This window comes from Paenibacillus sp. GCM10023252, assembly GCF_042653305.1.
Lineage (GTDB): Bacteria > Bacillota > Bacilli > Paenibacillales > Paenibacillaceae > Pristimantibacillus.
Map to the genome: position 1 here is coordinate 156,943 of NZ_JBHSHW010000002.1, position 17,366 is coordinate 174,308.

The window sequence follows — 17,366 nt, forward strand, 5'->3', positions numbered from 1 at the left end:
TTAAGTTAACGTAAAGTGAGTGTAAAAAATAGGCTCAAGAAAAGGAAGCGTGTGAACAAATGGCTCTGCATATCGTATTAGTTGAACCCGAGATTCCAGCCAACACTGGCAATATTGCAAGAACTTGTGCTGCTACTGGAACACATCTTCATCTCGTAAGGCCGCTCGGCTTCGATACGGATGATCGTACGCTTAAGCGCGCAGGTCTGGATTATTGGCATGCCGTGAACGTGGAGTACCATGACTCGTTCGAAGAGGTGAAGGAGAAGTATCCGGAGGGACGATTCTACTACGCGAGCACACGTGCGGTGAAGAGATATTCCGACTTCGATTATCAAGACGGTGACTTCTTCGTATTCGGCAAGGAGACGAAGGGGCTGCCGCAATCGCTGATTGATGCCAATCTGGATACCTGCATTCGGATGCCTATGAGCGATCAAGTGAGATCTCTCAACTTGTCTAACTCGGCGGCTATTGTCGTATACGAGGCGCTTCGGCAGAATGATTACTTCCATCTGAAGTAGTTTGTTGCAGAATATTAAGAAAAAATGAAGCCGGGGAGGAAATGCCACATACCCATCGAAAGTCTAAACATGCAAGGTTTCTCAAAAATGGCTTGCAAAACTAGACACAGGTGAGGTGAATTGGATGAAACCGGCAGGCGTAGTAAGAAAAGTGGATCAGCTTGGACGTATCGTGCTTCCGAAATCCCTTCGCAAGAGGTACCAGATGAATGAAGGAGATCCGGTTGAGATTCTAGTTCAAGGGGACCATATCATCCTAGAGCGTTATCGACCAAGATGCGTATTCTGCGGTTCCATGGATGAAGTGAAGGACTTCAAGGAGCGTTATCTCTGTTCAACCTGTATTGGCGAGATGGGGCAACTCCGCCATTAATGGATAGCATGCCAGGCATATGAATAAAGCTTCCTGCTGCGCGTCATCGACGTGCCTGCGGGAAGCTTTATTTTTTGGCTAGGGGGCTGTGACTTACAGGCCCTTAGTCTTGTCGTCATTGTAGGATGCCGTCAACATAGCGGTAATGAACAATGCGAAGACGGTCATGACAATAAGCAATTGCATGCGTGGACACCTCCAATTAACTTCTATTATTATAACCAACCTCGGGTCAAAAGAAAACTTAAAAAGATTGTACATCTCGTTACAGAACATCGCTCACACCCGTTGCCTGAGCCGGGGAGAAGGAGTAACATGTAGAAAGATGATATGGGGAGGTAATGGGGAAATGGACTACCGGTTCTCACCTAGAGTTGCAGCACTTAAATCTTCAGCCGTACGAGATATTCTGAAGCTGACGCAAGGCAAAGATATGATCTCCTTCGCAGGCGGCTTGCCTGCAGAGGAGCTATTCCCTGTCGAAGCCTTGAAGGAAGCTTCCCTGCGCATGTTCGCTGGCGGAGCAAGCGCCCTGCAATACGGCTTAACCGAAGGCTATCTGCCGCTTAGACAGCAGCTGTGCAGCCGCATGGAGCAGAAGGGGATGCACGTAACACCAGACCAGATGATCCTAACGACTGGGTCGCAGCAGGCGATTGATCTGCTGGTCGACGTCCTGACGGAGCCGGGTGACACGATTCTAGTCGAGAAGCCGACCTACCTCGCCTCCTTGCAGGTGTTCCAGATGCATGGGCTGAAGGTAGTTGCGGCGGAGAGCGACGAGCACGGGATGATTCCCGAGGATGCCGCTCGCCTCATTGCGCAGCATCGTCCGAAGCTGATGTATGCCGTCCCAACCTTCGGCAATCCGACCGGCAGGGTATGGAGTACCGAGCGCCGGCTGCAGCTGTTAGAGCTATGCCGTACGAATGAGATGCCGATCATAGAAGATGATCCATATGGAGATATTAAGTTCCATATGGATGCCGAGTATCCATCCTTATTCTCTCTGGAGGGACGCGCGGAGGGTGGAATCGTCATCTATACGAGCACCTTCTCGAAGACGGTCGCGCCTGCGCTTCGAACAGGATGGGCGATTGGGGACAGCCGCGTCATTGCGATGATGGCGAAGGCGAAGCAGGCTGCCGATCTCCAGTCGAGCACGCTCGATCAGCAATTGCTGGATCAGCTGCTGCGAGGGTTCGACTTGGACGCGCATATCGCGCTCATCTCGAAGTCCTACGGCGAGCGGATGCAGGAGATGGAGGGGCTGCTGAAGCAGACGCAGCTCAGCGACATCCGGTGGCTGCAGCCGCAAGGCGGCATGTTCCTATGGCTGGAGCTGCCCGAAGGGCTTGACGCAGAGGCCTTGCTTCGTGCTTCCGTGGCGAAGGGGGTTGCCTTCGTCCCGGGAAGCTCGTTCTACGCGGCAGATCCGCAGCGCAATACAGCCAGACTGAACTTCACCCATAACTCGGGCGAGCGGACGGTGCAAGGGGTGAAGCGATTCGCCGAGGCGGTTAACGAGTTCTTGGCTCGTCGCTAAGAGTGCGTGAAGAGGCCGCTGCAGCCAAGGCCGCAGCCGGGAGGGTCTTCGCCCAAGCAGCCAGCACTTCCGCGTATTGCTCCAAGGCTGCGGCCCCTTCCGGCCGCAGCCTGTACAGTCCGCGCTCTACGCGCTCGAACCAGCCGTAGTAGTTGCTGCGCAGCAGCTCGCCGCAGCGGCTGTAGCCGGACAGCTCGCAAGCCCGGCGCGGCGACAAGGTGCCGCCGGCGGCTTCAAGCGCCCAAGCACAGCGCAGTGCCTTCTCCCTGTAGGCGGTTACCAGCTTGCGGCCGCCGCTGCCGCCAGTGTTGTAGTCGCCGCTCCGCTCGCGGAATTCCTGGAGCAGGCGAGCCTGCCTCGTACGGCGCGGCCTCCTAGTTGGAAGCTCGCCGGGCTCGCACAGCAGCTCGATGACCGCGGGCTTCGTCTTGTAGTTGGTCACGGTCATGAGACCGATGCCAAGCATGCGGCACAGCTCGGTGAGGTCACCGAACCGCTGGTTATGGGCGCCCTTCTTGGAGCGGTTGCGCTCCACCGCAAGCACGACATGATCACTTATTCTGAGACGTTCAATCCCTTGCAGCAGCAGGGCGAGATTGAACGTTTTTTTCATCTCTACGATTATAGTCTGTTGTCCGTCACTGGCCTGACTGTCCGGCTTCATCGCAACGAGATCGCAATGGACGACCTCGCTCTTCACGATGTAACCTAGTCTCTCGTAGTAAGCCTTAATTGGGCCGTACAGCTCTTCCTCACGCTTCACTGCCATGCCTATATTCCTCCATCCCGTTCACGAATCCCGATCCCCAACCATGCCAGGCATACATCAGCCGTTAGCGATTCATCTCCATCTTCCTGTAGTGCTTGGGAGGGAACCCGGTCTGCTTCTTGAACACCTTGCTGAAGTACTTCTCATCCGGATAGCCGACCATGGCTGCAATGTCTGTAATCTTCAGGTCAGGATTGCCTAGCAGCAGCTTCGCCTTGTCCACCCGGAGGCGCTCTACATATTCCGACAGATTCTGCCCTGTCTCTTGCTTGAAGCGGCGCGATACATATTCACGGCTCAAGAAGAAGCGGCTGGCCAGCTGCTGCAGGGAGACGTCCTCCTCAAGGTGCTGGTCAATGTACTTCACCATCTCCCCAATGACATTGCGCTCCCCGCGCTGCTTCGCCGCTAAGATCGCACACCACCTGATCACATCTTGCTGCAGCTCCTCCTGAAGCTTATTCAGGCTGAATAGTCCCTTGTCATCGCAGCCACGTACGAATAGGTCTTCACCCGACAGAGGGAAGTGCTCGCCGTCCAGCATGTCTGCCGACAGCCTGTCCCTAATCTGCAGCCATTGCTGCTGCCACGCTTGCAGATGGGCAGGGGAGAGCCGGGACATCTCCCTCACCTGGTTCATCCACCCAGCTAGAGCTGCTGTGCATTGCTGCTCGCTTCGGCTGATCATGCCTAACTTCAGCGGCTCCTCCAGATCGGATAGATGAGGAATGGCCCCTGTTCCTCCTGCTGTCCCATTCCCAGCCCCAGCCTCGGCAGCGGTCGGTGCAGCTCCCCTGGCAGAGGTCCTGCTGTCATGAATGAACGTATGGGGATCCAGCAGATTGCGGCCATTAAGCGCAGCTTCGGCACGCTCTGCAGAGGCGCCCAGTCCGGCTGGGAACGGCTCCTCCTGGCCTATGCCCAGGGCGAACGGATAGTTCAGCGTCGAGGTGAGGGCAATGGACAAGGACTGCACTCGAGTAGGGACCAGCTCGAGCTCACGCCAGAGTACGACGACGATTCGCTCGTACTCTCGGGAATAACGGAAGGCGTAGCCCGCCTGCCACTGCAGCCGAATGACATCATTGCATATGTTCGTGACGGCATAACCAAGCAAGTTGCGATCTCCTCTGAATCTCCGCAGCAGCGTCTGCGGCAGATGCTCCAGGGAGCAGATGATGACGCAGCATGGCGTACCTGGAGGAGGACAGCCGAATTCGGCTTCCAATTGATCCTTCACAGACGGATAGCTGGAACCATCCGCCAGCAGCTGGGAGAAGATACGATCCCAGTAGACGGGCTTGAATTGGTTCATGGCAATCGATTGTCTCGTCTGAGCCTGGCGCTCCTCCTCTTCCTTCTTCCAGGCGGCCAGCGCCTTCGATACCGCCTCATTCAATTGAAGGGGGTCGAACGGCTTCAGCAGGTAATCCATGCCGCCCAGCTTCACCGTCTGGCGTACATAATCGAAGTCGCTGTAGCCGCTGATGACAATCACTCGAATAGACGGGTGGTGCGCGGCAATCCACTCCATGAGCGCCACTCCGCCGGTAATCGGCATATGCATATCGGTAATGACGAGCTGCGGGGAATATTCATGGATATATTGCTTCGCTTGCTCACCGTTATCGGCTTCCTTGTAGTCGAGCCCGGGATGAGCTTCCCAGTCGAGGAGCAGCTTAACCGCCTCCCGCGCATGCTGTTCATCGTCCACGATGAGAATTCTCATACTCATGAATAGTCAGTTCCTTCCTGTATGGCAGGTATCGGTATAGTCAGTGTAACGATGAGGCCCGATGGGGTGTTCGGCTCCAGACGGATCGACGATTCCTCACTGCAGCGAAGACGCAGCCTGGAGATTACATTGCCCAGACCAATGGATTCTCCACTCTTCAGCCCGTCATCCTCCGCCCTATCGAGCGCTTCGCTCAGCGCAGCCAGTCTCTCTCCGGTCATACCGGTGCCGTCATCCTCTACCTCAATTACAAGGCAGCCATGCTCCACCCATGTGCGGATAGCAAGGGAGATGACCCCGCCAGCAGGATCGAACGCATGCTTGAAAATATTCTCAACAAGAGGTTGTATAATCATCCTCGGAACTGGAACGACGAGAGATTCCGCAGCCGCTTCCACCTCAACAGTCAGATGGTCACCGAACCGATGCTTCTGCAGCGCCAGATAGGCTTCGGTATGCTCGATCTCCTGTGCAACGGTAACGAGCTGATCGGAGGTGTTCATTGTATACCTCATCATTCGACTTAACTGCAAGATGAGCGTATACACCTTAGGAGCCCCTTGCTGCAGAGCCAGCGTGCCGATCGACTGCATCGCATTATAGATGAAGTGAGGCTGCACTTGTGCTTGAAGCGCCTTCAGCTGATTGCTCTTGCTAGCGAGCTCCAGCTTGTATTCTCTTAAGATGAGGTTGTTGATCGTCTCCATCATCAGACGGAAGCGTCTGGCCAGCTCTCCGATCTCATCGGTTCGCTGCAGCCGAATATCAACATCAAGCTCACCTGACTGAATGCGATTCATACTGCCGATCAGCTTCTTAATCGGTGAGGTGATCCACAAGGAGACGTAGACCGCTGCAATAATGGTTACGAGCAGGAATAGTCCGAGAATAATCGTATTCACCTCCGTCACCTGACGGGTTCCGGCGTTAATGACCTCCTGAGGAATCAGCTTCACGAGCGTCCAATCCAGGAACGGAGTCTGAAGCTTGTCGTACACATAGACCCCGTTGAATGAATCGGTTCGGATCTGGCGGCTTCCCGTCTCGCTGCCCGATTGAATGACTTCCTGTGCCCATTGCTCCTTCAGCAGCTCCCCGCGCTGCTGAGGATTAGGACCGTATATGACAGCTCCGCTGCTGCTGAGCAGATAGAGCTGCTCCTTGCCGCTCGTATACAGCTGGGAGCAGATGGCGTCGATGACGCTTGTGGACAGATCGATTGCGAGCGTGCCTAATACTTTGCCGGATGGGATCTGATCGATTCGACGATGAATCGTGATGACTTCCTTCGGCGGATAGTACGTAATGTTGATGCCATAGCTATGGCTCAGATGAGAGTCTTCGACATGGATGGACTGCTCGTCTGCTTGCCTGGTGGAGGGGAATGGCTCGGTTTGTTCTTTTTTGAAGAAGCGGCCCTTGATGACCGAATATCCCTTCCCTGAACGCTCCCCGTACAGATACACCTGATGGGTCTCCTTAATGGAGAGCGAGATGGACTGCAGCGTCCGGTAGATCTCGCCTTCCGCGATGTAGTCGGTCTGCCCCTTCTCCAGGATGCGGTAGAGCGTGTCGCCGAAGCCGAACTTCGAATCATTATAGGGCAATAAGGAAGCTTGATTCGTCAGGTCGAAGTAATGGTCTAGATTGGTCTTGCCTTGGAAAATCAAGTTCGACGTCTGCGCAATCTTATCTTCAGCTACGATCTCACTCGTCTTGTTATTCGTTACGAAGATGGAGATGAGCATCGGCACCGAGATAGCTAGCAGCATAAATAGGATAAGCTTCACGCGTAGACTTCGGCGGATCAGGTTGGCCTTCATAGAGCCTCCAATAGTTGTAAGAAGTATATTCCGTATTATATCAGCTTACTTGTCCAGATCAATATGTTCCACCTTAGTGGTCACGATTCTCAGTGGGAGGAGCGGGAGGGTGGGGATATACTTGTAGCATCAGATAAGTATCTTGAGAGAGAAAAAGGAGGGAACGCTCTATGAATAGAGGGATATGGTCCAAGCAGTGGATGCAGCAGGTTGTATTCACTGGACCGGCTACAGCCGCCTTCGCTATTATTGTATTGCTTCCGTTCGTCATGGGTATGTATTATTCCTTCACGGATTGGAACGGGGTCGCGGGCACCGCTTCCTTCGTCGGCTTGGATAACTTCGCTGCAGTGTGGAAGGATGATGGCTTCCGGAGCTCCTTCTCCTTCACCATCAAGTTCACAGTGGTAGCGGTCATATTGACCAATCTGGTTGGATTCCTGCTGGCGCTGCTGCTCACACAGCCGCTGAAGTCCCGTAATACACTGAGGACGTTGTTCTTCATGCCGAATGTCATCGGGGGGCTGCTGCTCGGGTTCATCTGGCAGTTCATCTTCGTGAAGGGGTTCGCGGCGATTGGCAATGCGACGAACTGGTCCTTCTTCAATCTCCCTTGGCTCGGTGATGAAGCGACGGCGTTCTGGGCGGTCGTCATCGTGAGCGTATGGAGCGGAGCGGGCTACCTCATGATTATCTACATCGCGGCTCTAATTAATGTACCTAAGGATCTAACCGAAGCAGCTTCCATTGACGGAGCGACTCCCATGCAGCGATTGCGACATATTACAGTGCCGCTGATTATGCCAGCGGTCACCATCTCCTTGTTCCTGGCGCTGTCGTGGTCGTTCAAGACATTCGACGTCATCCTGTCTCTGACGAAGGGCGGACCTTATAATTCAACGCAATCGGTCGCTCTGAATATTTACTTGGAAGCCTTCCAGAATAACCGCTACGGTCTCGGAACGGCTAAGGCGTTCATCTTCTTCCTCATCGTAGCTGCGATTACGACGCTTCAGGTGTGGCTGACGAAGAGACGGGAGGTGCAGGCTTAATGGAGACAACACGTAATTACAAGGGAAGAACCTTGGTGCTGGAGCTGATTGCCATTGCTGCCGCACTGCTGTTCCTGGTTCCGTTCTACTTCCTCATTAGCAATTCCATGAAGTCGTTCGCAGACATTCTGCTGGATGCAGCTTCGCTGCCAGATGCCTTCTCGTGGAAGAACTATAGCAGAGCGTGGGACATTATGAAGTATCCGCAAGCATTCATGAACTCCTTGGTCATTACGGTAACGAGTATCATCGGTCTAGTATTGGTAAGCTCGATGGCTGCATATCGGATGGTCAGACGGCCGAGCCGTTACAACAACATTCTGTTCTTACTATTCGTAGCGGCGATGGTCATTCCGTTCCAATCGATTATGATTCCACTTATGAAGGTAGCGAACTGGTTCTCACTGATGGGAAGCATGCCGGGTCTCTGGTTCTGTTATCTCGGGTTCGGCTCCTCACTGACGATCTTCCTGTACCATGGCTTCGTTAAGTCAATACCGGTAGAGGTTGAGGAATCCGCCGTCGTTGACGGATGTACGCCCTATGGCGTATTCTGGCGTATTGTGTTCCCTCTGCTCAAGCCGATGACGGTGACGATTATTCTGCTTAATTCGCTCTGGATCTGGAATGACTTCCTGCTTCCGCAGCTCATTCTTACTGACCCGTCGCTCCGGACGATTCCGCTGTCGACGTACTCTTTCTTCGGGCAGTATACGAAGCAATGGGATCTCGCGCTTGCCGCACTTGTGATGGGGGTTACGCCGATCGTTCTTTTCTTCCTGTCGCTGCAGCGTCATATTATTGAAGGAATTACGGCCGGATCGGTTAAGGGATAAGGCTGGCTAGAGGGTTAGGAATTAGATCACAGATTTAGGAGTTCGTTCAATATTCTCCACTTTTTTGTTCAACATCCTCAGTGTAGGCGGTTACAATTGTGAACTATACTGAGGAAGCAAGGTAAGGGAGCTGTTCATGTAGGGAAGGTAATCGGTTGTATTATACAGAGGAGGGTTCAACAGATGAAAAAAACATGGCTAGTGCTGCTAACAATGGTTATGCTCGTGTCCATGCTTGCTGCGTGCGGCGGGAATGGAAACAACGGCGGCAACAACGGTGGTAAAAATGAGGGTACTGCAAATTCTGGTACGAAGAACGAGGGAGATAAGGCGGATTCCGGTAAGCAGGTTACCGTGAAGATGTTCCAGTTCAAGGTCGAGATTGCCGAAGCACTTGACCGTATGATTAAGGAGTACGAGAAAGCTCACCCGAACGTGAAGATTGAAGTAGAGACCGTTGGCGGCGGAGCAGACTACGGCGCGGCGCTGAAGGCGAAGTTCGCTGCCGGCGATCAGCCGGATATTTTCAACAATGGTGGCTTCCAAGAGATGAACACCTGGATGGAGCATCTGGAAGATCTGTCGGATCAGCCATGGGTCGCTGACGAGCTGGATGTGGCGAAGGAGCCTATGACGAAGGACGGCAAGATCTATGGAATGCCGGTTAACATTGAAGGCTATGGCTTCATTTACAATAAGGACTTGTTCGCTAAGGCGGGCATCACCGAGCTTCCTAAGACGCTGAGCCAGCTGGAAGCAGCGGCGAAGAAGCTGCAGGACGCAGGCATTACGCCATTCTCTAACGGCTACTCCGAGTGGTGGGTGCTGGGTAACCATAACTTCAACGTAGCGGTCGCTCAACAGCAGGATCCAACGGCGTTCGTGAATAGCATGAATGACGGCTCTGGCAAGATCGCAGGCAACCCGGTATTCGGCGAGTGGGCGAACCTGCTTGATACAACTCTGAAGTACAGCAACAAGAACCCGCTTACGACTGACTACAACACACAGGTTACTCTATTCGCTAGCGGCGAAGCTGCGATGATGCAGCAGGGGAACTGGACACAAGTTCAGATTGACGGCATCAACAAGGATCTGAACATTGGCGTGCTGCCAATGCCGATCAACGACGATGCTGAGCAGAACGACAAGCTGTATGTTGGCGTACCGAACAACTGGGTCGTGAACAAAAACTCCAAGGTGAAGCAAGAAGCGAAGGACTTCCTGAACTGGATGGTCTCCTCTGAAGAGGGCAAGCGTTACATCGTGGAAGAGTTCAAGTTCATCCCGGCCTTCAAGTCCATTGAAGTGAAGGACCAAGAAGTACTTGGCGACATCGCAAACGATATTATCAAGTACAGCCAAGAGGGCAAGATTCTTAGCTGGAACTGGTTCAAGTTCCCTGAAGGTGTCGTGCAGGAGCTTGGGTCCGCGATGCAGGCTTATGTAGCGAAGAACACAACGAAGGAACAGATGATGGAAGCCTTTGATAAGAGCTGGGCTAACCTGAGGAAATAAGTGAAGCTGTCCCGCATGGTCTTGATGACCTTGCGGGACTTTTTTTGTTGATGTGTCGACGGACGGGGGTGCGATGGTGGGGGATGGGTTCCAGCCGCTGTTGCAAGATCGTGTTCCCCAATTAGAAGGAGTTCAAGGGGGGAACACGACTTGCAAAGGCGGACGTAAACTCTTCCACTCCATCCCCACACCCCTGCACCCCCTGTCTCCACACAGCCGCAAAACCCTGCAGGACAAGCAAGCCCGAATGCGGGCAGCGCCGGCTTACGCTCGCAGCAAGGTGGAGCGGAGGCGGCTCCTGATGAAATAAGTGAAGATGTCCCGCATGGTCTTTGATGACCTTTGGACATTTTTTGTTGATGTGTCGACGGACGGGGGTGCGATGGTGGGGGATGGGTTCCAGCCGCTGTTGCAAGATCGTGTTCCCCCAATTAGAAGGAGTTCAAGGGGGGAACACGACTTGCAAAGGCGGACGTAAACTCTTCCACTCCATCCCCACACCCCTGCACCCCCTGTCTCCACACAACCGCCAAAACCCTCCAGGACCAAGCAAGCCCGAATGCGGGCAGCGTCGGCTTACGCTCGCAGCAAGGTGGAGCGGAGGCGGCTCCTGAGGGAGCCTGCTCCGCTTGCAGTGGGGAGGGCGATGGGTGGCGCTGGCCTGTAAAGCCTGGCGCCACGGGCGCAGCGGGCGCCAAGGGCGCCAAGAGTGCCAAGAGCGGATGAATTATAATACATGATTCTTCCTATCTCTAGCTCTGCGTTATTTGGCCTTACCTGGCACGTTGACGGGGGGATACTTTACTGATAGTTGCATTTTTGCACCTCGTTGGAGTCCAGCGAGCTGCGGCCGGGGCAATATGGTGCATTTTTGCACCTCATTGGAGTCCAGTGAGCTGCAGCTGGGACAATATGGTGCATTTTTGGACCTCGTTGGAGTCCAGCGAGCTGCGGTCGGGACAATATGGTGCATTTTTGCACCTTATCTGACACGTTCGCAGGGGGAAGCCCAGCGGAGGTGCATTTTTGATCTTATTGGTACGTAGGCGGTGTGAAGTTAATTGAGACTTGATGGTGATGATGATTGAGATTAAATGAGGATGAGTTAGGATGAGCGAGTATAGTAGGAGGGAAGTTGATAGAGTGAGGGTGATAGAGGGAGAGTGACAATTGTGGGAGGAGAAGTGAAAGTGAGGGGGAGTAGTTGTGGTAGTGAGAGAGCTGACGAGGATAAGCCAAAGTGAGTCAGAGTGAGTCGGAGCGAGTCAGAATTAGTGAGAGTTAGTGAGAGCAGAGAGGATTAGTGTGAGTGACGGCGTTGGAAGAAGGCGTGTCCTAGAAGCAGTACTTATTGTACATGCCAAGGGATGACGATAGAGGCATGCTGATTGATGAGAGTTGGTTGGTAGATGTGCTCCATTTTAAGGAAATATATGTAGAGTTGGTTAAAGATAGAGCAGTGGTAGATCCTGGGTGATTCTTGGAGACGCAGGCCAGATGCACGGTAAGGCACGAAGGCAAAGTGAGAGATGTACGCCGATCCACGGAGGACGCAGCTGCAGATACACAGCAAACCGATCAACTATACGGCTTCATACTAAGGAAGCAACCGGATACTCACGCCGAGCAACACAGTGCGCCCGCCGGCGTGCGGGGTCCCCAGCGGAGTCAAGACGATGCCCCGCCGTCCAGCGCGATGTCCACGCCGAGCAGCGTGATGCCCCGCCTGCCAGCGCGATGTCCCCGCCGTCCAGCGCGATGTCCCCGCCGTCTAGCGTGATGCCCCGCCGTCCAGCGCGATGTCCACGCCGAGCAACGTGATGCCCCCGCCGTCCAGCACCCCGCCGTCCAGCACGATGCCCGCGCCGTCTAGCGCGATCCCGCCGCCGTCCAGCGCATGCGCCTGCCAAGCAGCGTGATGCCCCGCCGAGCAGTGCCCTGCCTCCCGCCAGGCTCGGGACTGTCGGATGATGTTGAATGACAGGCGAAAATAGTGGTCAATTTCCCTCGGGACTAAGCATAGGATTGTAATACTTCAATAAATTTGGTCAACCGTTACGAAGGCACACGCAAGTGTACGCAGACCTTACGAAAGTTGTGTACGAAGGGTAGAGACAGACCCGGTAATTGAAGGGGAACTACGGAACAGGGCAAGCAATTGGGAGGAGGCAAGGGCATGGATATTTTCAAACGAATATCGGAGTATAAGACGGAAAGCGAGAAGCTGGCTTGGACAGGGTCATTCAAGGAATATATTGAGCTGCTGAGGAATAACCCCGCTCCAGCCATGACCGCTCATTCCAGGGTATATGAGATGATTGAATCCTACGGGGTGGAAGAGCTGAGTAACGGCCAGAAGCGTTATCAATTCTTCGATAAGGAGATCTTCGGCCTGGACCGCGCCATTGAGAAGCTGGTAGAGGAGTACTTCCACTCTGCGGCACGGCGGCTCGATGTTCGCAAGCGGATCCTGCTGCTCATGGGTCCGGTGAGCGGAGGGAAGTCGACGATCGTGACGATGCTGAAGAAGGGACTGGAGAAGTTCTCCCGGACGCAGGACGGAGCCGTCTATGCCATTAAGGGCTGCCCGATGCATGAGGATCCGCTTCATCTCATCCCCCACGAGCTGAGACCGGAGATTGAGAAGGAGCTCGGTGTCCGTATTGAAGGCAATCTATGTCCCTCCTGCCAGATGCGTCTGCGTACGGAGTATGACAACACGATTGAGAATGTACTCGTGGAGCGGGTGCTCATCTCGGAGGAGAATCGAATCGGGATCGGAACGTTCTCCCCTTCGGATCCAAAGTCCCAAGATATTGCGGATCTGACTGGCAGTATCGACTTCTCGACGATTACGGAATTCGGGTCCGAGTCTGACCCGCGCGCGTACCGATTCGATGGAGAGCTGAACAAGGCGAACCGCGGACTGATGGAGTTCCAGGAGATGCTCAAGTGTGACGAGAAGTTCCTGTGGAACCTGCTCTCACTGACGCAAGAGGGCAACTTCAAGGCTGGCCGGTTCGCACTCATCAGCGCGGATGAGCTCATCATTGCCCATACGAATGAGTCGGAGTACAAGGCGTTCATCTCGAACAAGAAGAATGAAGCGCTTCAGTCGCGGATGATTGTTATGCCGATTCCGTATAACCTGAAGGTGTCGGAGGAAGAGAAGATCTACGGCAAGCTCATCGAACAGAGTGACATGAGACATATCCACATCGCGCCGCACACCTTCCGTGCTGCTGCAATCTTCTCGATCCTAACGAGACTGAAGGAATCGAAGAAGCAGGGGATGGACCTTGTGAAGAAGATGCGCATGTACGACGGAGAGGAAGTCGAGGGCTACAAGGAAGCGGATCTGAAGGAGATGCAGAACGAGTATCAGGATGAAGGCATGTCGGGTATCGACCCCCGCTATGTCATCAACCGGATCTCCAGCGCGCTCATTCGGCAGGACCTGCAGTGCATTAATGCACTGGATGTGCTCCGGGCGCTCAAGGACGGCCTTGATCAGCATCCCTCCATCACGAAGGAAGAACGCGAGCGGTATCTCAACTTCATCTCCGTTGCCCGCAAGGAATACGATGTACTGGCCAAGAAGGAAGTGCAGAAGGCGTTCGTCTACTCCTTCGAGGAGTCCGCGCGGACGCTGTTCGAGAACTACTTAGACAACATCGAATCCTACTGCAACTGGTCGAAAATCAAAGATCCATTAACCGGCGAGGAAATGGATCCGGATGAGCGGCTGATGCGTTCCATTGAAGAGCAGATCGGCGTCTCTGAAAATGCGAAAAAAGCATTCCGCGAAGAAATTCTCATCCGAATCTCCTCCTACTCTCGTAAGGGCAAAAAATTCGACTTCACGTCGCATGAGCGGCTACGCGAGGCGGTGGAGAAGAAGTTGTTCACCGATCTCAAAGATATCGTAAAAATTACGACGTCTACGAAGACGCCGGATGAGCTCCAGCTGAAGCGGATTAATGAAGTATCTAAGCGTCTCATGGATGAGCATGGCTATTGCCCAGTCTGCTCCAATGAGCTTCTGAGGTATGTAGGCAGCTTACTTAATCGATAGGCAGAACGAAGGAAAGAGGCGGTCCAACCGATACGCGGGTGGATCGTTTTTTTCCTATGAATGGGTATTGACAGGGATGGACGGAGGGCTCAGAATGAGTGACAACTTGTGAGAAAAGAGGCTTATACCCTTCATGCTGCAAAACTGGAAACAAATCATGCTGCTAGCTATTCCTTCATTAGTATCCTTCGCAACGACAACGGTTACCGGAACCGTGAACCTCATTATGGTCGGTCATCTCGGATTCCTCATCATCGCAGTTGTCGGTGTCGTCAACATTATTATGTACAATGCGTTCGCCATCTTCTCGGGAATTGGCCATTCCGTCAATTATCTCGTTGCCCAGAATTATGGACAGGGGGATATGAAGAAGGGGATCGAACGGACGTATCTAGCCTTCTATCTCTGCCTTATATTCGCGGTCTTCCTGTCCGTCGTAGGATGGCTGTTCGCAGGAGATGTGCTTCGGCTAACCGGCGGTTCAAGCGATCTGGTTGCAGCGGGGACTACGTATACGGAGCTGCGATTCTACGCGATGTCGTTCGGTATTGTGAACTTCGCCTTCCATGGCTTCCTACGAGGAATCGGTTCCACGACCTTGTCGATGGTGATCTCGCTGTTCACGAATGCCATCATGATCTTCTTCACGTATACGTTGACATTCGGTACGCTAGGGCTGCCTGAGCTTGGCCTTAGGGGCACGGGGCTTGCCGTGCTCATCGGAGAAGCGCTGCAGACACTTATCTGTGTGTATGTCTTCTTCTTCATTCTGAATAAGAAGTACAAGACTCGCCGCTTGGTTGCCGTGGAGTGGAGGGAGATGAAGCTGCTCGCATCCGAGAGCGGCAAGCTGGGCGTTCAGGAATTCTCGCTAAGCTTGTCCATGTTCATCTTCACGATCTTCGTCGCCAGGCTCGGGGATCATGCGCTGGCTGCGAATGAAGTGGCGCTGAATGTCATGTCGTTCGGCTTCATGCCCGCATTCGCCTTCGGAACGACGGCCACGATACTGGTCGGCCGATATCTCGGGGAAGGGGATCCGCTGAAGGGGAAGCGGGCAGGGACCGATGTGGCGATTCTAGGCAGTATCTTCCTCTTGTTGCTAGGGACGGCTGAGCTCATCTTCGCGGAGCCTATCGCCAGGCTGTATTCCGATGATCCTGCGGTGTTCGAGTTAGCGGCTTATCTGATCTCCGTCTCCGCCTACTTGCAGATCTTCGACGGTATCTTGAACTTCTACGCAGGCGGTCTGCGGGGGATAGGCGATACGACCTTCCTGCTGAAGGTGTCGTTCTGGGTGAGCTGGCTGCTGTTCGTGCCGCTAACTTATGTGTGCGTATTCGTACTCGACTTAGGCAGCTTCGGTGCATGGATCGCTCTCTATTCGTATCTGACCGTATTCGGATTGCTTGTTATGCTCAGATTCTACCGCACGGACTGGATGGCTGTTCGTCTGAAGGAAGCAGGGCACTAGGTATATGGAAGCGAGAATTTCTCTTTTTTGAAGAGATTCTCGCTTTTGTGTTATATAAGTTGACATAAAAGACTGATTTTAGTATGATAATCCTAACATTCCAGCAAGAATTACAGATTTAGTTCGTGTTTTGTGTAAGAATTGTTAACGTAAGCAAGGTCATCTTGAGGAGGCGGTTGGCATGTCGACAGCCAGACAGTCGCAGTCGCATTATTATGATTCCAATTCTTATTACGATGAAATGTTCGACAAGGACTTATCCATTCGTCCCCACTATGATTCCATTCACCGCTTGTTCACACGAATGAAGCCTTCCGAGATGGCTGCCAGGCAAGTTGCGGTTGATCAGAGAATGATGGAAGAAGGCATTACGTTCACGCTGTACAATGGAAGTCAGAATGAACCGCTCGAGAGAACGATCCCGTTCGATTACATTCCAAGAGTCATTCCAAAGCATGAATGGGAATCGATTGACCGAGGCGTACGTCAGCGGACGCGGGCGCTGAACGCCTTCCTCCATGACATCTACCATGGGCAGAAGATTGTATCTGACGGCATTATACCCCGCCGTATGATTGTCTCGAACAAGTACTTCCGGCCGGAGATGGTTGGTCTCGAAGTGCCCGGAGGAGTCTATATTACGGCTTCCGGCATAGATTTAATTCGAGATGAGAAGGGCCGTTACTATGTGCTTGAAGATAATCTTCGCTCTCCATCCGGCTTCTCTTATCTGTACAAGGGCCGCACTCTTATGAGTGAGCTGTTCCACGACTTATACTTATCCTGCTCAGTACAGGACATCGAGCTTAGTCTCAATCTCTTCCTTCGCTCTCTTCGCAGCTTGGCTCCATCCGGCAAGCGGGACCCGCTTATCGTTCTTCTTACACCTGGCTCTTTTAACTCCGCTTACTTTGAACACACCTTCCTTGCCCAACAGATGGGAATACACTTGGTTGAGGGGAGAGATCTCGTCTATCAGGACCATAAGATTTACTTGAGGGATTTACGCGGCTTGCGTCAGGTGGATGTCATTTATCGGCGGATCGATGATGATTTTCTTGACCCGCTTGCTTTTCAACCGGACTCTATGCTTGGAGTACCCGGCCTGATGAACGCGTATCGCGCAGGCAATGTGGCCATCGCCAATGCTCCGGGAACCGGAGTGGCCGATGACAAGGCGGTCTATGCTTATGTGCCGGACATGATTCGGTACTACTTAAGTGAAGAACCTATTCTTCATAATGTTCCTACCTATATTCTCTCACGTAAGGAAGACAGGGAATATGCTCTCGCCCATCTTCATGAGCTGGTGGTGAAGGAGACGTCGCTATCGGGCGGCTATGGGATGCTCATCGGTCCTGCAGCAACTTCGAAGGAGATCGCAGCGTTCGCCGAAGCCATTAAGCATGATCCAGAGAGATACATCGCTCAGACGACGATGAAGCTCTCGCGTGCACCTGTCATGTTGAATGGCGCGATGTCGCCAAGACATATTGACCTAAGGGCGTTCGCCCTAATGGGAGAGGACACCCATGTCATTCCAGGGGGACTGACTAGAGTTGCGATGAATGAAGGCTCGCTCGTCGTCAATTCCTCGCAAGGCGGAGGCGTCAAGGATACTTGGGTATTAAGCCGATAAGG

Annotated in this window: 13 protein-coding genes; 9 read left to right on the top strand and 4 right to left on the bottom strand. The window is 53.3% G+C overall.

The window, feature by feature from the left end; translation table 11 throughout:
- Nucleotides 1–59 precede the first annotated feature (59 nt).
- The 3 genes from trmL to ACFO9Q_RS02515 all read left to right on the top strand — a co-directional run bounded on the left by trmL (nucleotide 60) and on the right by ACFO9Q_RS02515 (nucleotide 2,443).
- On the top strand, nucleotides 60–524 hold the full coding sequence (gene trmL, locus ACFO9Q_RS02505; protein WP_379178333.1) for a tRNA (uridine(34)/cytosine(34)/5-carboxymethylaminomethyluridine(34)-2'-O)-methyltransferase TrmL: 465 nt from the start codon (nucleotides 60–62) through the stop codon (nucleotides 522–524).
- 124 nt (nucleotides 525–648) lie between these two features.
- Entirely contained in the window at nucleotides 649–897 is a 249-nt protein-coding gene (locus ACFO9Q_RS02510; RefSeq protein WP_379178335.1) for an AbrB/MazE/SpoVT family DNA-binding domain-containing protein, read from the top strand.
- A 349-nt stretch (nucleotides 898–1,246) separates the two neighbouring features.
- Complete coding sequence (locus ACFO9Q_RS02515; RefSeq protein WP_379178337.1) at nucleotides 1,247–2,443, top strand: PLP-dependent aminotransferase family protein; 1,197 nt, start codon at nucleotides 1,247–1,249, stop codon at nucleotides 2,441–2,443.
- Here ACFO9Q_RS02515 and ACFO9Q_RS02520 read toward each other — a convergent pair.
- The 3 genes from ACFO9Q_RS02520 to ACFO9Q_RS02530 form a co-directional block, all read right to left on the bottom strand.
- A complete protein-coding gene (locus ACFO9Q_RS02520) occupies nucleotides 2,418–3,212 on the bottom strand; it encodes a DUF2161 family putative PD-(D/E)XK-type phosphodiesterase (protein WP_379178339.1) in 795 nt (264 codons plus the stop codon). The two genes, ACFO9Q_RS02515 and ACFO9Q_RS02520, sit on opposite strands and share 26 nt — an antisense overlap.
- Before the next feature lie 64 nt (nucleotides 3,213–3,276).
- Nucleotides 3,277–4,947, bottom strand: coding sequence for a response regulator (locus ACFO9Q_RS02525; protein ID WP_379178341.1), 1,671 nt, complete (start codon nucleotides 4,945–4,947; stop codon nucleotides 3,277–3,279).
- Entirely contained in the window at nucleotides 4,944–6,770 is a 1,827-nt protein-coding gene (locus ACFO9Q_RS02530; RefSeq protein WP_379178343.1) for a cache domain-containing sensor histidine kinase, read from the bottom strand. Before ACFO9Q_RS02530 ends, ACFO9Q_RS02525 begins: the two co-directional genes overlap by 4 nt.
- Nucleotides 6,771–6,940: 170 nt before the next feature.
- Between ACFO9Q_RS02530 and ACFO9Q_RS02535 the strand changes: the two genes are divergently transcribed.
- The 3 genes from ACFO9Q_RS02535 (at nucleotide 6,941) to ACFO9Q_RS02545 (ending at nucleotide 10,176) form a co-directional block, all read left to right on the top strand.
- On the top strand, nucleotides 6,941–7,822 hold the full coding sequence (locus tag ACFO9Q_RS02535) for a carbohydrate ABC transporter permease (RefSeq protein ID WP_379178345.1): 882 nt from the start codon (nucleotides 6,941–6,943) through the stop codon (nucleotides 7,820–7,822).
- Entirely contained in the window at nucleotides 7,822–8,658 is an 837-nt protein-coding gene (locus ACFO9Q_RS02540; RefSeq protein WP_379178347.1) for a carbohydrate ABC transporter permease, read from the top strand. Before ACFO9Q_RS02535 ends, ACFO9Q_RS02540 begins: the two co-directional genes overlap by 1 nt.
- 183 nt (nucleotides 8,659–8,841) lie before the next feature.
- The gene (locus ACFO9Q_RS02545) at nucleotides 8,842–10,176 is read left to right on the top strand and encodes an ABC transporter substrate-binding protein (RefSeq protein WP_379178349.1); all 1,335 of its coding nucleotides are present in this window, start codon (nucleotides 8,842–8,844) and stop codon (nucleotides 10,174–10,176) included.
- Between the two features lie 1,592 nt (nucleotides 10,177–11,768).
- Here ACFO9Q_RS02545 and ACFO9Q_RS02550 read toward each other — a convergent pair.
- Entirely contained in the window at nucleotides 11,769–12,086 is a 318-nt protein-coding gene (locus ACFO9Q_RS02550) for a hypothetical protein (protein WP_379178351.1), read from the bottom strand.
- 266 nt (nucleotides 12,087–12,352) lie between these two features.
- Between ACFO9Q_RS02550 and ACFO9Q_RS02555 the strand changes: the two genes are divergently transcribed.
- The 3 genes from ACFO9Q_RS02555 (at nucleotide 12,353) to ACFO9Q_RS02565 (ending at nucleotide 17,364) form a co-directional block, all read left to right on the top strand.
- The gene (locus ACFO9Q_RS02555) at nucleotides 12,353–14,251 is read left to right on the top strand and encodes a PrkA family serine protein kinase (protein WP_379178353.1); all 1,899 of its coding nucleotides are present in this window, start codon (nucleotides 12,353–12,355) and stop codon (nucleotides 14,249–14,251) included.
- Between the two features lie 133 nt (nucleotides 14,252–14,384).
- A complete protein-coding gene (locus tag ACFO9Q_RS02560; RefSeq protein WP_379178355.1) occupies nucleotides 14,385–15,725 on the top strand; it encodes an MATE family efflux transporter in 1,341 nt (446 codons plus the stop codon).
- Between the two features lie 181 nt (nucleotides 15,726–15,906).
- Nucleotides 15,907–17,364: a circularly permuted type 2 ATP-grasp protein gene (locus ACFO9Q_RS02565; RefSeq protein WP_379178357.1), complete on the top strand. Its 1,458-nt coding sequence runs from the start codon at nucleotides 15,907–15,909 to the stop codon at nucleotides 17,362–17,364.
- Nucleotides 17,365–17,366: the final 2 nt, after the last annotated feature.

Bases quoted from the DNA above. Each gene is read 5' to 3' on its own strand.
- trmL (WP_379178333.1), top strand. From the start codon at position 60: ATGGCTCTGCATATCGTATTAGTTGAACCCGAGATTCCAGCCAACACT.
- ACFO9Q_RS02510 (WP_379178335.1), top strand. From the start codon at position 649: ATGAAACCGGCAGGCGTAGTAAGAAAAGTGGATCAGCTTGGACGTATC.
- ACFO9Q_RS02515 (WP_379178337.1), top strand. From the start codon at position 1,247: ATGGACTACCGGTTCTCACCTAGAGTTGCAGCACTTAAATCTTCAGCC.
- ACFO9Q_RS02520 (WP_379178339.1), bottom strand. From the start codon at position 3,212: ATGGCAGTGAAGCGTGAGGAAGAGCTGTACGGCCCAATTAAGGCTTAC.
- ACFO9Q_RS02525 (WP_379178341.1), bottom strand. From the start codon at position 4,947: ATGAGTATGAGAATTCTCATCGTGGACGATGAACAGCATGCGCGGGAG.
- ACFO9Q_RS02530 (WP_379178343.1), bottom strand. From the start codon at position 6,770: ATGAAGGCCAACCTGATCCGCCGAAGTCTACGCGTGAAGCTTATCCTA.
- ACFO9Q_RS02535 (WP_379178345.1), top strand. From the start codon at position 6,941: ATGAATAGAGGGATATGGTCCAAGCAGTGGATGCAGCAGGTTGTATTC.
- ACFO9Q_RS02540 (WP_379178347.1), top strand. From the start codon at position 7,822: ATGGAGACAACACGTAATTACAAGGGAAGAACCTTGGTGCTGGAGCTG.
- ACFO9Q_RS02545 (WP_379178349.1), top strand. From the start codon at position 8,842: ATGAAAAAAACATGGCTAGTGCTGCTAACAATGGTTATGCTCGTGTCC.
- ACFO9Q_RS02555 (WP_379178353.1), top strand. From the start codon at position 12,353: ATGGATATTTTCAAACGAATATCGGAGTATAAGACGGAAAGCGAGAAG.
- ACFO9Q_RS02560 (WP_379178355.1), top strand. From the start codon at position 14,385: ATGCTGCAAAACTGGAAACAAATCATGCTGCTAGCTATTCCTTCATTA.
- ACFO9Q_RS02565 (WP_379178357.1), top strand. From the start codon at position 15,907: ATGTCGACAGCCAGACAGTCGCAGTCGCATTATTATGATTCCAATTCT.